The following is a 14467-nucleotide window of genomic DNA, read 5'->3' as shown; positions in this document are numbered from 1 at the left end:
CATGAGCGGCGCAGTGTTCCCGTGGCGCAGCGCCAACCGTTTCGAGTTGTTGATCGACGGCCCGCAGTTTTTTCCGCAGATGCTGGTGGGCATTGCCCGGGCCGAGCGGCAAGTGGAGTTGGAGTTGTACCTGGTGGAGGCCGGAGCCTGCGCCGAAGCCATGGTGCAGGCGCTGGTACTCGCTGCCGAGCGAGGTGTGCGGGTGCGCTGCCTGTTTGATGATTACGGCAGCCTGGCGTTTACCCTGGGGTTGCGTAAGCGCCTGACCGACGTCGGTGTGGAATTGCGTTTCTACAATCGCCTCAACTGGCGCCGCTGGATGCGCAACCTGTATCGCGACCACCGCAAGCTGTTGCTGATCGATCAGGAAATCGCCGTGGTCGGCGGCACGGGCGTCACCGATGAATTCTGGACGCCAGGGCAAGACACCGCCGACTGGCATGAAGTGATGGTGCAGATCAGCGGCCCGCTGGTGTTGGACTGGCAGGCGCTGTTCGAGCGGCAATGGCACGCCAATGTCGCGCGCCGTGCGTGGAAGCCGGCCACCCATTTCGGTCTGCCGCGCTTGCCCAAGGTGCCGGCGACGGGACCTGGCCTGGGCCGAGTGGCCTATGCCGACGCCCGACAGCACCGCGACATCTTGCAATCGCTGATCCGCGCGCTGAACAGCAGCCAGCAACGTATCTGGTTTGCCACGCCTTACTTCCTGCCCACCTGGGGCGTGCGCCGCGCATTGCGCCGGGCTGCAGGGCGTGGGGTGGATGTGCGTTTGCTGCTCACCGGCCCGCGCACCGACCATCCCTCCGTGCGCTACGCCGGGCACCGTTATTACCCTCGCTTGCTACGCGCAGGCGTGCAGATCTTTGAATACCAGCCGTGCTTTTTGCACTTGAAGATGGTGCTGGTGGACGATTGGGTGAGCATTGGCTCGTGCAATTTCGACCACTGGAATCTGCGCTTCAACCTGGAAGCCAACCTGGAAGCGTTGGACCCTGAGTTGACGTTGGCGGTGGCGGGCAGTTTCGAGCGGGATTTTGCCCAGAGCCAGGCGGTGAGCCTGGAGGCGTGGAAGGCGCGGCCATTGTGGCGGCGGGTGAAGCAGCGGGTGTGGGGTTGGATTGATCGGTTGGTGGTCAATTTTCTGGATCGACGGCACTAGTACGCGCACCTTGTACGATGAGGCATCATTAATTTAAACCACACTCAACAGTTGGCTCCCGAACTCTTCAGGAGCCAGCGTTGGATGTGATTTTAGGTGGCGTCTGTCTCCATGAAGGCGCTGCCTGAGGCTGAAACTTCGATAAGCGTAGGATTGCCTCTTACTTTCTGCCCGTTAGCAAAACGTCGATCTACCTGAGCAATCGAATCTTGGGCGTCGAGCAATGCCTCGTCACCGCGGTCTGGCGAGCCAGGTGTTGGTGGGAAAGATTTATTTTCTGCTATCTCCTTAGCAACCTGATGAATACTGGGGAGATCGTTATTGTTGACGTCCAAGCCATAAAAGCGTTGCACGCGATCAAGAGGCGCCTTGTCAGTAGGGGCAATGGACAGCATTACGCCACGTCCAGAGGGGTCCATTATTGTTGAGAGTTCCTCCACCGGATCGAATGCGAGTGCATGCAAGGAGTACACGCTTGGACGCTCTCCCTGAGTGAAGGTTTTTACTTCGTTGCCTGGGGTTCTCCCAGAGAATTCGCCTTTCGCAGAGTCATAGGATAATGAGCGAGGATCTAGGTTGTTTTCTTCTGCCCAATTGACCAGCGCTTTGTTCATGAACGCACGGTTGGTCTGCTCCATCCACTTTCCGAACGTTGAGTCTTTGGGAATATCAACCATCGGCAGGGGCTTACTTAGGTCACTTTCGGTAAGCCCTGACATTGCCGTGGAGAGCGCCGTGGCAAGTTGGCTGTCGCCGACAGGGTTGGTTTGGGCCGCGATCCTTTTACCTATCTGGGCATGTTTCAGTGCTTTTTCCCTAGCATCAAAATCATCATTTATCCAAGCAATCCTATTTTGCTCGTTGAGCAATGCGCCGTCACTGCGGCCTGGCGAGGCGGGCGTTTGGGGGAAAGATTCATTTTCTGAAATGTCTTCAGCGACCAGGTTAATACTGGAAAGATTGTTATTGTTGACGTTCAAACCATAAAACTGTTGCACATACGCAAGAGGCGCCTTGTCAGTAGGCGCAATGGAGAACAGCATGCCATGTCCAGAGGGATCCATTATTTTTGAGATTGCGTCCAACGGCTCGAATGCGAGTCCATGCAACGAGTCCTCTGCTGGGCGTTCTTTCCGAGTGAACGTTTTTACTTGGTTGTCTGGAGTTTTTCCATAGAGCTCCTGTTTTCCAGAGTCATAAGATAATGAGCGAGGGTCTAAATTGTTTTCTTTTGCCCAACTCGCCAGCGCTTTGTTCATGAACGCATTGTTAGTATGTTCCAGCCACTTTCCGAGTGTTGATTCTTTGGGGATATCAAGGATTGGCAGGGGTTTGCCAAGATCACCTTCTTTAAGTTTCAACATCGCAGTGGAGAGCTTTGCGGCCAACAGGCTGTCGCCGGTGGGGTTGGCTTGGGCCGCGATCCTTCTATCCATGGCATCCAGACGCTGCTGTAAAAAGTCAGCCCCGCCGGGTTCGTCAACACCACTTACGGGTATCGCGGGCGTTGGTTTTGGCTGAGGGTACAACGCATTGTAGAGCGCCCTGGCCTCATCGGCGCCTTCTTGTGGTGCTCGCTGCGCAGAGATATCAGACCTTGGTGTTGCGGATGCTCTCGGAGAATTTAAATCAGGTTGCCTGCTGTTCAGCACTGCATTTTTCAAGGTGCTCTGTGCTGCCGCGGCCTCTGAACTAACCGGCAATTTCTTTTGGGGGGATTTGTCAGGCGCACTGTCCGTAGGGATTTGGTCAGTGGAGGGGGGGGATGCCTGTGTATTCAAGGGCTGCTTGTTAGTCGGATTGGATAAATCAGCCGTGGGTTGGGGCTGGAATGAAATAGGCGGGGTAACGATTGAAATCATTGGGCTAGTTCCGTAGTTTTAGTGCCTCTGAATGCTCATTTAAGAGCGATAGTGTGTGGGGGGCGGGGAGGTTTAGTTCCGGTAACTGGTATTGCCGTGTGTTTCTTAGTTGCGATAGGTTTGTTCTTTGATAGTGGATTGTATGCAGGCGTGTATGAGGGGGTATTTATATAGGCCGTCGATCGAGGCGCTCATCGGTATCAGCGCGGTACCTGTATATGTCCAGTGAACAGGTCCGCGCGTGGGCTCAAGTGCGTGTAATCGTTTTAGAGCAATTCAAACGTCTGCTGCTGTACGTCCTGGGAATCAAGCCCGATCTGCACATTGAACTCGCCCGGTTCCGCCGCGAACTTGAGCTGGGTGTTGTAGAACTTCAAGTCTTCTTCGGTAATGGTGAAGTGCAAGGTGCGCTCTTCGCCAGCCTTGAGCATCACCTTCTGGAAGTTCTTCAGTTCTTTGATCGGACGGATCATCGAACCCGCCACGTCCTGGATATACAACTGCACCACGGTTTCGCCATCGACCTTGCCGGTGTTTTTCAGCGTGACGCTGGCGTCGAGTTTGCCGGTCTTGTTCAGGGTGGTGGAAGACAACGCCATGTCCGACAAGCTGAACGTGGTGTAGCTCAGGCCATAGCCAAACGGGAACAGTGGCCCGGTGGTGTCATCGAAGTACTGCGAGGTGTAGTTGCCCGGCTTGCCAGGGGTGAATGGCCGGCCGATGGTCAGGTGGTTGTAGTAGGTCGGAATCTGCCCCACCGAGCGTGGGAAGGTGATCGGCAGTTTGCCCGACGGGTTGTAGTCACCGAACAGCACGTCGGCAATGGCGTTGCCGCCTTCGGTACCGGCGAACCAGGTTTCGAGGATGGCGTCGGCCTGTTGATTCTCTTCCAGGATCGACAGCGGACGGCCGTTCATCAGCACCAATACCAGCGGCTTGCCGGTGGCCTTGAGGGCCTTGATCAGGTCGCGCTGGCTTTGCGGGATGTTCAGGTCGGTGCGGCTGGAAGATTCGTGGGACATGCCACGGGACTCACCCACGGCGGCGACCACCACGTCAGCATCCTTGGCGGCCTTGACCGCTTCATCGATCAGTACCTGGGGCGGGCGGGTGTCATCTACCACTTCCGGGGCATCGAAGTTGAGGAAGTTGAGGTAGTCGACCACGGCCTTATCGTTGGTGATGTTGGCGCCACGGGCGTAGATGATTTTGCCTTTCTCGCCGATCACCGCATTCAACCCGTCGAGCAGGGTCACCGATTGCGCAGGCTTACCGGCAGCGGCCCAGCTGCCCATCATGTCGATCGGTGCCTTGGCCAGCGGACCCACGAGCGCGATGGTCGCGGATTTTTTCAGTGGCAGGGTGTTGTTCTGGTTTTTCAGCAGTACCAGGCTGCGACGCGCTACATCACGGGCCTCGGCACGGTGCAGGCGGCTGTCGGCGTAGGTGTCGGCCGGGTCATCCTCGGCCTTGCCAATGCGCAGGTACGGGTCTTTGAACAGGCCCATGTCGTACTTGGCGCCAAGCACTTCACGCACGGCGTTGTCGATGTCGCTCTGCTCGATCTCGCCGGACTTGAGCAGCCCAGGCAATTCCTTGCCGTACAGCGAGTCGTTCATGCTCATGTCGATGCCGGCCTTGATCGCCAGCTTGGCGGCTTCACGCCCGTCCTTGGCCACACCGTGCTTGATCAGCTCGAAGATCGCACCGTGGTCGCTGACGGCCAGGCCCTTGAAGCCCCAGTCCTTGCGTAGCAGGTCGTTCATCAGCCAGGTGTTGGCGGTGGCGGGCACGCCGTTGATCGAGTTGAGCGCCACCATCACGCCGCCGGAACCGGCTTTGATCGCCGCGTGGTACGGCGGCAGGTAGTCCTGGTACATCTTGACCGGGCTCATGTCGACCACGTTGTAGTCACGCCCGCCTTCCACTGCGCCGTAGAGGGCGAAGTGCTTGACGCTGGCCATGATGCTGTCGGCATTCGCGGGGCTGGTGCCCTGGAAGGCCTTGACCATCACTTCGGCAATCCGCGAGACCAGATACGTGTCTTCACCGAAGCCTTCGGACGTGCGGCCCCAGCGCGGGTCGCGGGAGATGTCGACCATCGGCGCAAAGGTGATGTCGAGGCTGTCGGCGGCGGCTTCCTGGGCGGCGATGCGCCCGGAGCGACCGATGGCGTCCATGTCCCAGCTGGACGCCAGGGCCAGGCTGATCGGGAAGATCGTACGGTGGCCGTGGATCACGTCATAGGCGAAGAACATCGGGATCTTCAACCGGCTGCGCATGGCCGCGTCCTGCATCGGACGGTTTTCCGGGCGGGTGATGGAGTTGAAGGTGCCACCGATACGGCCGGCGGCGATTTCCTTGCGGATCAGCTCGCGGGGCATTTCGGGGCCGATGCTGATCAGGCGCAATTGGCCGATCTTTTCATCGAGGGTCATCTGCTTGAGCAGGTCGCTGACGAAGGCGTCCTTGTCTTTGAGCGCAGCAGGCTTTGTTTCTGCCCAGACGGGGTGGGTGGCCAGCGTGGCAACAAGGCCGAGCAAACACAGCTTCTTCATGAATATCCTTTTTCGGCTCACTGCACAGCGATTAGGCTGATCGGCCAAAATGTGGGGAGCGTCTATTGTTGTTCGGGTGTTGTTCAGATAAATGCAGCACACTCTGAACTCTTTTTCGTGCTGGGCATCTTTGTAGCTGATTGGCTCGATGCATTCCAGTGGTGGCGGATTATGCCCCAAGCGTGTGGTTTATAGGGTTAGTCGTCACATTCCATCCAGTTTGGGCAGGAGAAACACCATGCAAGCAGCACACTATTCCCGCTGGGGCTTCAAGGCCGCGGTTTTGCTATTGATCAGCACGGTACTGAGCGGTTGCGGCATCAATAATATTCCGACCCTGGACGAACAGGCCAAGGCTGCCTGGGGCCAGGTGCAGAACCAGTACCAACGCCGCGCCGACCTGATCCCCAACCTGGTGGAAGTGGTCAAGGGTTACGCTGCCCATGAGCAAGACACCCTCACCGCCGTGATCGAGGCGCGGGCCAAGGCCACGTCGATCCAGGTGGATGCCAGCACCCTCGATAACCCGGAAAAACTCAAGCAGTTCCAGCAGGCCCAGGACGGTTTGAGCGGTGCCCTCAGCCGCTTGATGGTGGTGTCCGAGCGCTACCCGGACCTGAAGGCCAACCAGAACTTCCTGGCCCTGCAATCCCAGCTTGAAGGCACCGAAAACCGCATCGCCGTGGCCCGTCGCGATTTCATCCAGGCCGTGCAGGCGTACAACACCGAGATCCGCACCTTCCCTGGCCGCCTGTGGCACAGCGTGATGTACAGCGACTTGCCGATCCGCGCCACCTTTGAAGCCACCAGTGCCGATGCCGATAAAGCGCCGCAAGTGAAGTTCAAATAAGGCTGCACTGAGGTGTCGATGCGTTTATTACGGATAGGCCTGGCGCTGTGGATGCTCGCCTGTGTGGGCGTGGCCCAGGCGGCGCTGACGTTCCCGGCGTTGAGCGGACGGGTGGTGGACACTGCCCAGATGATCGACCCGGCCACGCGCGAGCACATCACCCAGCAGTTGCAGGCGCTGGAACAGACCCGTGGCGACCAGATCGTGGTGGTCACGGTGCCCGACCTGCAGGGCGTGCCCATCGAGGACTACGGTTACCAGTTGGGTCGCCAGTGGGGCATCGGCCAGAAGGGCAAGGACAACGGCGCTTTATTGATCGTCGCTCGTGATGAGCGCACGTTGCGCATCGAAGTCGGCTATGGCCTTGAAGGCGTGCTCACCGATGCGCAGGCCTGGGTGATCATCAATCAGGTGATTGCACCCAAGTTCAAGGCCGGCAATTTCAGCCAGGGCATCAGCGACGGTGTGGCGGCGATGGTGCAGGTGGTCGGCGGTGAACCGCTGGCGGTGCCGGCGCATGTGGCGGATGCCAACTTTGCCAAGGATAATCCCGGCTTCTCCATCGGCCTGTTTATCCTGCTGATCGGCGTGTTGTGGCTGTGCAATCGCATGGGCCTGCCGGTGGGGGCGATCCTGCTGGCGATCCTCAGCAGCAGTGGACGCGGCGGCGGTGGCGGGGGAGGTGGCGGCGGTTTCCGAGGCGGCGGTGGTGGCTTCGGTGGCGGCGGCGCATCGGGCGGCTGGTAATGACAATAATTAGAGAGCAACTACAACCATGGCATTACTGACTGAACACGAGCAGCGCCAAGTCGCCGAAGCGATTGCCCGGGTCGAAAAAACCACCGACGCCGAACTGGTCACCGTGCTGGCGGCCCGCGCCGACGATTACGCCTACATCCCCCTGCTGTGGGCCAGCCTGATCGCCTTGGTGGTGCCGGGCGTGGTGCATTACCTGTCGGGCTACCTGACCATGTACACCTTGCTGTTGGCGCAGTGGGCGACGTTCATCGTGTTGTGCCTGCTGTTTCGCCTGCCCAAGGTGACCACCCGCCTGATCCCACGCTCGGTGCGCCATTGGCGCGCCTCCAACCTGGCGCGCCGGCAGTTTCTGGAGCAGAACCTGCACCACACCCTGGGCAGCACCGGGGTGCTGATTTTTGTCAGCGAGGCCGAGCGCTATGTGGAAATCCTGGTGGACGACGGCATCTCCAGCCGCCTGGATGACAGCCATTGGGATGGGATCGTCAAGGCGTTTACCCAGCAGGTGAAACAGGGGCAGACGCTGGCTGGGTTTATTGCCTGTATCGAGGCGTGCGGCGAGTTGCTCAAGGTGCATGTGCCGGTGACTCAGACACGTAATGAACTTCCCAACCGCCTGGTCGTACTCGAATAATCCAAACACCACTAAGCCAATGTGGGATGGGGCAGAGTACCGTTGATCAAATAACCCCGTGCCCTAAATCCCCATCCCCCCTAAAATGCCCGGCATTCCCTGCCCGAGGCGTTTTTGTTCATGTCCGTTACCGCTCAACCTGCCCGCCCTGCGCCGGATCATCATGCCCAGTTCATCGAACTGTTGAGCGTAAGCCTGGCGCAGAACGCCTTTATCAAGCTGGTGCTGGCCAAGTACGTCGGTGACGAAGCCGAATTGCAGCGGCTGATTATCAAGGCGGTGACGGTCAAGGAGCAGCCGTGCCTGTCCTTCGTCTACCGCTACAAGACCCGCGACATCACCAAGAACTTCGCGCTGGCCGACGGCGTGGCGGCGATTGCCGAGTTGCTGCCGGCCTCGTTCAAGAACGCACACCTGCTGTCGCTGACTGACGAAGCCCAGTTGGAATACAGCAAGAAGAACAAAAGCTCGCTGTTCAAGAGCAAGCCACAGCAACTGCGCGAGGCGCCATCGGCCGAGCATAACCGTGAGAAGAATCGCTTCCTCGACCTGAGCCGGCCGTTCCTCGCCGACCTGGGCGTGACCGACGCCAAGCAGGCGCTGATCCCGTCGATGTCGCGCAAGTGGAAGCAGATCAACAAGTTCATCGAAGTGTTCAGCCACGCGCTGACGTCATCCCCCTTGAAGCTGGACCAACCGGTGCGCGTCGCCGATTTCGGTTCGGGCAAGGGCTACCTCACGTTTGCGATCCACGACTACCTGCGCAACACCCTCAAGGCCGAAGGCGAAGTCACCGGCGTTGAGCTGCGCGAAGACATGGTGACCCTGTGCAACAGCGCCGCCGCTCGCCTGGAACACCCGGGGCTGGTGTTCAAATGTGGCGATGTGCGCAGCGTAGCGCCCAGCGAACTCGACGTGATGATCGCCCTGCATGCCTGCGACATCGCCACCGATTACGCGATCCACACCGGCATCCGCTCCGGCGCGTCGATCATCATGTGCTCGCCGTGCTGCCATAAGCAGATTCGCCTGCAGATCCAGAGCCCGGCGCTGCTCAAGCCGATGCTGCAATACGGCCTGCACCTGGGCCAGCAGGCGGAAATGGTCACCGACAGCTTGCGTGCGTTGTTCCTCGAAGCCTGTGGCTACGAGACCAAGGTGTTCGAGTTCATCTCCCTGGAGCATACGAACAAGAACAAGATGATCCTGGCGGTCAAGCGTGCGGAGCCGGTGGACAACGCGCAGTTACTGGAAAAAATCCAAGCGCTGAAGGCGTTCTATCACATCTCCGAACACTGCCTGGAAAGCCTGTTGCGCGCGGATGGCTACTTGATCTGACCGCCGCCCACTGTAGGAGCGAGCTTGCTCGCGAAAAGCCTGAGAGCACCGCAGGCTTCCAGGTTTCCGGCGTTATCGTTAGCGACCTTCGCGAGCAAGCTCGCTCCTGTTGGGGACTGGCGCAGCCTGCACCGCCGTCTTGCGCCCGAGCATCACCGTGACGATCACCCCACAGGCAAACACCCAGGTAATCGGCTCGATATGTTCACCGAAGAACAGCGCCGAAAACGCGATGGTGAAGAAGATCTGCAACAGCTGAATCTGGCTGACCCGCGCAATGCCGCCCATGGCCAATCCGGCGTACCAGGCAAAGAACCCCAGGAACTGCGAGAACAGCGACACATAGCCAAACGCCCACCAGGTGCGCATGGAAATCGCGCCTTGATGCTGCGCCGCCAGGTACCACACCGGGCCGATCAACACCGGCGTGGACAGCACCAGCGCCCAGCAGATCACCTGCCAGCCGCCCATCTCCTTGGCCAACCGACCACCTTCGGCATAGCCCAGGCCACCCACGGCTATCGCGCCGAGCATCAATAGATCGCCGGCCTGGATACTGCCGGCGCCGGTGATCAACGCATAACTCAACACCAGCGCACTGCCCAGCGCCGCACAGGCCCAGAAAGCTTTTGACGGCCGCTCATGGGACAACCATGCCGCATACAGCGCCACGCACAGCGGTTGCAGGCCGTTGACCAGCGCGCCATGGGAGGCCGGCAAGGTTTGCATGGCCCACGCCGACAGCACCGGGAAACCGAGGATGACCCCGGCAATCACCAGGCACAAACCCCGCACCTGTCGCCAGGTCGGCCAGCGCTCACGGCGCCACAGCAACAGCGCCGCCGCCGGCACCGCCGCGAACAACGCACGGCCCAGGCCGTTGAGCAACGGGTGGATTTCCTGCACCACGATGCGGGTAAAGGGCAAGGTCAGGCTGAAGATGATGACGCCCAGCAGGCCGAGGGCCATGCCGGTGTTTTCGCGCGAGCTCATGGGAGGGATCCGAAATCCAGAGGGCTTCAAGGGAAGCCCATCTAGCCACACCCCCCGCCGAATGCGGGCCTACAGCTGGGTGCGGATTTATCCGTACAGTTTTTCAGAAGAAGCGCGTGACGCTGATCTTGGCATTGCGCCCTTGGCTGTAGGCACGGTCGCCGCTGAGGGCGGGCCGGTAGTTGTTGTTGAGCAGGTTGTCGACAGTAAAGTTGACCTCGGTGCCTTTAAGACCGGCCTGCTGCGGTTTCCAGTTGGCGAACAGGCCCATGCTGGCGTAGGACTCGTTGGCGTATTGGTCGTAGAACGTGTCGCCCACCGAGCTGTTCAAGCCGCCTGAGTATCTATCGCTGGGCAGGCGGTCAGTCTTGCGCACGAACTGCGCTTGCCATCCGAACTGTGCGTTCCAGCTTGGGATTTTGTTGCCCATCATCACCACCCATTTGGCCGGTGGAATGTCCCGGGCCCAGACGTGGATGTCGGTGGCCCACGGGTTGGTGTAGGGGTTATCGCGTTTGCCTGTGGCGTAGGAGTAGGACACCGAGCCGAACAGGTAGGTCGAGTCGTAGTAAGCCTCAAGCTCGAAGCCCTTGATGGTCATGCCGCCGACGTTGCGGTAGTTGGTCTTGGCGGCCATGTCGGCGCTTGTGCAGACGCTGTCGATGCTCCCCACTACGGTATTCTGACGGTCACAGCCGATGCCAGTCGCCTTGAAAATTTCGTCCTCGATACGGTTGTGGAACAACGTCGTACGCAGTTGCAGGTTATCGCCACGGCCGATGAGGTTGGAGAAGTTGGTGATGTTGCCTGCGGTGATGGCGGTGATGCGCTCCGGGTCGAGGTTGAGGCTGGTGGAGGTGCGGCTGCCGACGCCCTGGACTTCGTACTGCTCGTCGATCACCGGGGCGCGCCAGGTCTTGTTCCAGCTGGCAAACATCGCCACGTCCGGCGTGATGTTCCAGTAGGCGGCCAGGCGCGGGGACCAACCGGTGTAGGTGCGGTCGCTGTAGTCATGGCCGATGCTCGGGTCCGGGTTGCTGTAGTACGGCGCATCGTTGGCTTCGCCCCGATTACGTACGTGGTCATAGCGCAGGGACGGGGTGATAGTCACGTCGCCGAGGGTCACTGCGTCCTGGAGATAGAACGCATTGGTATCGACCTTGCCATGGGGCATGAAGTACGGCTGGAAGTGCCCGTAGTTGTACTTGGCAGTGTTGTAGGTCGCGCCGGGCATCCAGCTTTCGGTTTCACGCTTGTGCTTGCGCACCTGCACCCCAGTGGTCACGGCGTGTTCCAGCGGGCCGGTGCTGAACAGGCTGATGTTGCGCAGTTCCAGAATCTTGTCGCCGTAGGCCGTGTCCATCTTGCGCCCACCCGTGGCCAGGGAGAACGAAGCGTCGGCCTCGCGCTCATCGGTCTGGTCGGTATGGGACACCGAATAGCTGAGCTTCATGTCGATCAGCGGGTTGTCCAGCGGCTGGTAGAGGTACTTGCCCGAATAGGTGGTATCGATGGTTTCACGGTTGGCGAGGAAGCGTTTCAAGGCGCCTTCGTAACCATAGCGGTCAATCGCGGATTGCAGCGGCGGGGTCGGGTAGCTTTTGGCTGAGAACGGGGTCCATCGCTGGCTGTTGGACCGCGAGTAAGACAGGCCCACGCTGTGTTCGTCAGTGAGGTGGGCGTTGAACTTGAACAGTTTGCCGTCCACATTCTGCGCGCTGTTGGGCAAGCGCTTGGGGTTGATCGGGTAGCGGTTTTCGGGATCGGGCGGAGTGCCGGCCAGCTTCATGTCACCGCCATCGCGTTGCGTCAGGTAGGCGAGCGCATCGAAGCGTCCATCATCGGTACGGCCATACACCGCCGAACTGTAGACTTGTTCGTGGTCGTTGCTGGCGTAGCCATATTTGAGCATGGCCCCGGCGTTGCGGCCTTCTTCCAACAGGTCTGGAGCGTCCTTGGTTTCCATGATGATCGAGCCGCCGAAGCCACCGTTGCCGGTGAAGGGCGAGTACGGCCCTTTTTCCACTTCGACGTTCTTGATCAGCTCGGGCTCGATAAACACCGTGCCTTGCTGATAGCGCTCAAAGCCGCTTTTGGTGGCACCATCCACCGACATCGGCACGTCTTCGGCCTCGCCCATCCCGCGGATGTTGATGGTCTGGCCGCCGGGTTTGGGCGAGCCGCCCATGAACACGCCGGGCAGGTTCTGCAGCAGCGCGGGGATGTTGTTGGGCTGATAGCGATCGATATCCGCCTGGTTCATGGTTGAGCGGCCGACGGTGCTGGAGTCGACCTTGGTGCCGGTGCCGATCACGCTCAGGGCGTCCAGCTGGATTGCGCCGCTCTGGGTGGTCTTGGCCTCTTCGGGCTTTACCACATAGGTGCTGCCGACCTTGATCAGGGTGAACTCGCCGTTTTTCAGCAGGCTGCGAATCGCAACTTCCGGTGTGAAGTCACCGTTGAGCGCCGGTGCCTGCACGTTCTTGAGCAGCGCCTCATCGAACAACAGTTGGATCTTCGCCTGCTGCGCCACTTGGCTCAGGGACGTGGCCAGCGCCTGGGCGGGCAGTCGCAGCGTGAATGACTCGGCCTGGGCACTGAGGCTGAACGCCAGGCAGGTGGCGATGAGGGTCGGTCGAAGAAACAGGTGAGCAACGTGGCAAGGCGCGCGAAACATGAAATCCCCCGGAGCGGCCAAAACGGCCAAAAAGGTGTGCTGATCAGATGCAGACCGGAGGAAGACGGGGCAGATAAAAAAATCCACACCTGCGAATGAAAAATATTCTCAAATAAGATTCTGGCTGATTATTTGCTCGGTTCAATCCGCACGATGCCGTCGGCCGAGATCACGGTTTTCACCGGCAACAGAGCGGGCAGGGCGCTGAGCAGTGCGTCCGGATCATTCACATCCAGATTGCCCGAGACTTTCATGTGCGCTACGGCGTTACTCACCTGCAACGGTGCCTGCGGGCGATACAGGCTCAGTTCATCGATCAGGCTGGCCAGTTCGCGGTTGCGAAACGACAAGTGCCCACTGCGCCAATCGGCCACTTCTTCGCCCGTGAGGGTTTGCTGTTGCAAGGTGCCCTTGGCGTAGCTGTAGGTCGCGCGTTGCTGGGCGCCGAGCAGGGAAACGGGGCTTTTGGCGGACGGCTCGAAAGCGACCTGGCCGTGGGCGACGCTGACCACCAGTTGCTGCTGGCTGCGGCGTATATCGAAACCGGTGCCGACCACCCGCACACTCGCCTCGCCGGCCTGTACGAACAGTGGCCGCTCCTTGTCGGCAGCCACCTCGATATACACCTGGCCCTTGTCCAGGTGCACGAGGCGCTGGTGCGCGCTGAAATCCACGCGCAGGCGCGTATTGGCATTCACATACAGTGTGCTGCCATCGGGCAGGTTCAAGGTGCGCATGCCCTTGGCGTGGGCCGTCACCTGACTGTGATAAAGCTCGCGGGGTGCGCCGAGATGCGTGGCCAGCACGGCGCATACCACGGCGGCGGCGACGGCCAGGGCCGGGCGCCATGCCGACGGTTTGCGCGTGGGCAGCGCCACGGGTTTGTTCAGTTGCTGCAGTTGGGCGAGGTCGGCCCACAGTTGCTCGAATTCGGCATAGGCGCGGGCATGGGCAGGCGTGGCCTGCCAGACGGCAAAGGCCTTGCGGTCGGCACGGCCGGCGTTGTTACGGTTGCGGGCAAACCAACTGGCGGCTTGGGCATCGATGGCGTCGCTCGCTTCGATATCCAGGGCGTCGGTGTCGCTCAGGCGGTTCATTCTGGCTGCTCCGTGCCGGGTTCTGGTTGAAGGCGTCGCTTGCAATGCAGCAGGGCAAAAGCGATGTGCTTTTCCACCATGCTCGTCGAAATACCCATGCGTTCGGCGATCTGCGCCTGGCTCAGGCCTTCGAAGCGGTGCAGCATAAGGGCTTCTCGCCTGCGGGGCGAGAGTTCGGCGAGGACTTCTTTCAACTGTTCCAGGCGTTGCATACGAAGCGCGGCGGCCATGGGGTCGTTTTGCTCATCGGTGACCGGCTCGGTGTCCCTGTCGGCCTGATCAGAATGGACAGTTTGCCGTACCTTCTGTTTGCGCCAGTGATCACGCAGCAGGTTGCGCGCCATCTGGAACAGAAACGCCCGTGGCTGCTCGACCTTGGCGCGGTCGCGGTAGTCCAGCCATTGGGTAAAGACATCCTGGGTCATGTCCGCCGCGTCGCTGGCGTTGTCCGTGCGTTTGCGCAGGAAATACAGAATGTCCGTATAAAACCTGCGAAAGGCATCGGCCGACAACGGGTCGGGCTTGGGACGAGACATGAAT

Annotated in this window: 11 protein-coding genes and 1 pseudogene; 5 read left to right on the top strand and 7 right to left on the bottom strand. The window is 60.0% G+C overall.

Going from position 1 to position 14467, the window contains the following annotated elements:
- The first annotated feature begins 1 nt into the window (after window position 1).
- Entirely contained in the window at window positions 2-1159 is a 1158-nt protein-coding gene (locus tag AD670_RS21390; protein WP_053136971.1) for a phosphatidylserine/phosphatidylglycerophosphate/cardiolipin synthase family protein, read from the top strand.
- A 92-nt stretch (window positions 1160-1251) separates the two neighbouring features.
- On the opposite strand, the gene AD670_RS21385 is transcribed toward AD670_RS21390, so the two are convergent.
- The gene (locus AD670_RS21385; protein WP_156338290.1) at window positions 1252-3021 is read right to left on the bottom strand and encodes a hypothetical protein; all 1770 of its coding nucleotides are present in this window, start codon (window positions 3019-3021) and stop codon (window positions 1252-1254) included.
- Between the two features lie 266 nt (window positions 3022-3287).
- A complete protein-coding gene (bglX, locus tag AD670_RS21380; protein WP_053136964.1) occupies window positions 3288-5579 on the bottom strand; it encodes a beta-glucosidase BglX in 2292 nt (763 codons plus the stop codon).
- 238 nt (window positions 5580-5817) lie between these two features.
- On the opposite strand from bglX, the gene AD670_RS21375 reads away from it, so the two are divergent.
- The 4 genes from AD670_RS21375 (at window position 5818) to AD670_RS21360 (ending at window position 9160) form a co-directional block, all read left to right on the top strand.
- Window positions 5818-6429, top strand: a complete 612-nt coding sequence (locus AD670_RS21375; RefSeq protein ID WP_053136961.1) for a LemA family protein — start codon at window positions 5818-5820, stop codon at window positions 6427-6429.
- Window positions 6430-6447: 18 nt separating this feature from the next.
- The gene (locus tag AD670_RS32155) at window positions 6448-7176 is read left to right on the top strand and encodes a YgcG family protein (protein ID WP_053136958.1); all 729 of its coding nucleotides are present in this window, start codon (window positions 6448-6450) and stop codon (window positions 7174-7176) included.
- A 28-nt stretch (window positions 7177-7204) separates the two neighbouring features.
- The gene (locus AD670_RS21365) at window positions 7205-7822 is read left to right on the top strand and encodes a TPM domain-containing protein (protein WP_053136955.1); all 618 of its coding nucleotides are present in this window, start codon (window positions 7205-7207) and stop codon (window positions 7820-7822) included.
- 120 nt (window positions 7823-7942) lie between these two features.
- Window positions 7943-9160, top strand: a complete 1218-nt coding sequence (locus AD670_RS21360) for an SAM-dependent methyltransferase (RefSeq protein WP_053136952.1) — start codon at window positions 7943-7945, stop codon at window positions 9158-9160.
- Window positions 9161-9168: 8 nt separating this feature from the next.
- Here the strand turns inward: AD670_RS21360 and AD670_RS32030 are convergent.
- The 5 genes and pseudogenes from AD670_RS32030 to AD670_RS21340 all read right to left on the bottom strand — a co-directional run.
- Window positions 9169-9285, bottom strand: a pseudogene (locus tag AD670_RS32030) (outer membrane lipoprotein carrier protein LolA); the annotation flags it as partial.
- The gene (locus tag AD670_RS21355; protein ID WP_053136949.1) at window positions 9239-10153 is read right to left on the bottom strand and encodes a DMT family transporter; all 915 of its coding nucleotides are present in this window, start codon (window positions 10151-10153) and stop codon (window positions 9239-9241) included. The pseudogene AD670_RS32030 and the gene AD670_RS21355, both read right to left, overlap by 47 nt.
- 103 nt (window positions 10154-10256) lie before the next feature.
- A complete protein-coding gene (locus AD670_RS21350) occupies window positions 10257-12830 on the bottom strand; it encodes a TonB-dependent receptor (RefSeq protein ID WP_053136946.1) in 2574 nt (857 codons plus the stop codon).
- Between the two features lie 128 nt (window positions 12831-12958).
- A complete protein-coding gene (locus AD670_RS21345) occupies window positions 12959-13927 on the bottom strand; it encodes a FecR domain-containing protein (protein ID WP_053136943.1) in 969 nt (322 codons plus the stop codon).
- Complete coding sequence (locus AD670_RS21340; protein ID WP_053136939.1) at window positions 13924-14463, bottom strand: RNA polymerase sigma factor; 540 nt, start codon at window positions 14461-14463, stop codon at window positions 13924-13926. Before AD670_RS21340 ends, AD670_RS21345 begins: the two co-directional genes overlap by 4 nt.
- Window positions 14464-14467 lie beyond the last annotated feature (4 nt).

This window comes from Pseudomonas sp. MIACH (assembly GCF_001269925.1).
Classification (GTDB): Bacteria; Pseudomonadota; Gammaproteobacteria; order Pseudomonadales; family Pseudomonadaceae; genus Aquipseudomonas.
The sequence above is the reverse complement of the archived record's forward strand: the minus strand, read 5'-3'. Positions and strand labels throughout refer to the sequence as shown.

Excerpts from the sequence above, each read along its gene's own strand:
- AD670_RS21390 (WP_053136971.1), top strand. The coding sequence starts at position 2 with ATGAGCGGCGCAGTGTTCCCGTGGCGCAGCGCCAACCGTTTCGAGTTG.
- AD670_RS21385 (WP_156338290.1), bottom strand. The coding sequence starts at position 3,021 with ATGATTTCAATCGTTACCCCGCCTATTTCATTCCAGCCCCAACCCACG.
- bglX (WP_053136964.1), bottom strand. The coding sequence starts at position 5,579 with ATGAAGAAGCTGTGTTTGCTCGGCCTTGTTGCCACGCTGGCCACCCAC.
- AD670_RS21375 (WP_053136961.1), top strand. The coding sequence starts at position 5,818 with ATGCAAGCAGCACACTATTCCCGCTGGGGCTTCAAGGCCGCGGTTTTG.
- AD670_RS32155 (WP_053136958.1), top strand. The coding sequence starts at position 6,448 with ATGCGTTTATTACGGATAGGCCTGGCGCTGTGGATGCTCGCCTGTGTG.
- AD670_RS21365 (WP_053136955.1), top strand. The coding sequence starts at position 7,205 with ATGGCATTACTGACTGAACACGAGCAGCGCCAAGTCGCCGAAGCGATT.
- AD670_RS21360 (WP_053136952.1), top strand. The coding sequence starts at position 7,943 with ATGTCCGTTACCGCTCAACCTGCCCGCCCTGCGCCGGATCATCATGCC.
- AD670_RS21355 (WP_053136949.1), bottom strand. The coding sequence starts at position 10,153 with ATGAGCTCGCGCGAAAACACCGGCATGGCCCTCGGCCTGCTGGGCGTC.
- AD670_RS21350 (WP_053136946.1), bottom strand. The coding sequence starts at position 12,830 with ATGTTTCGCGCGCCTTGCCACGTTGCTCACCTGTTTCTTCGACCGACC.
- AD670_RS21345 (WP_053136943.1), bottom strand. The coding sequence starts at position 13,927 with ATGAACCGCCTGAGCGACACCGACGCCCTGGATATCGAAGCGAGCGAC.
- AD670_RS21340 (WP_053136939.1), bottom strand. The coding sequence starts at position 14,463 with ATGTCTCGTCCCAAGCCCGACCCGTTGTCGGCCGATGCCTTTCGCAGG.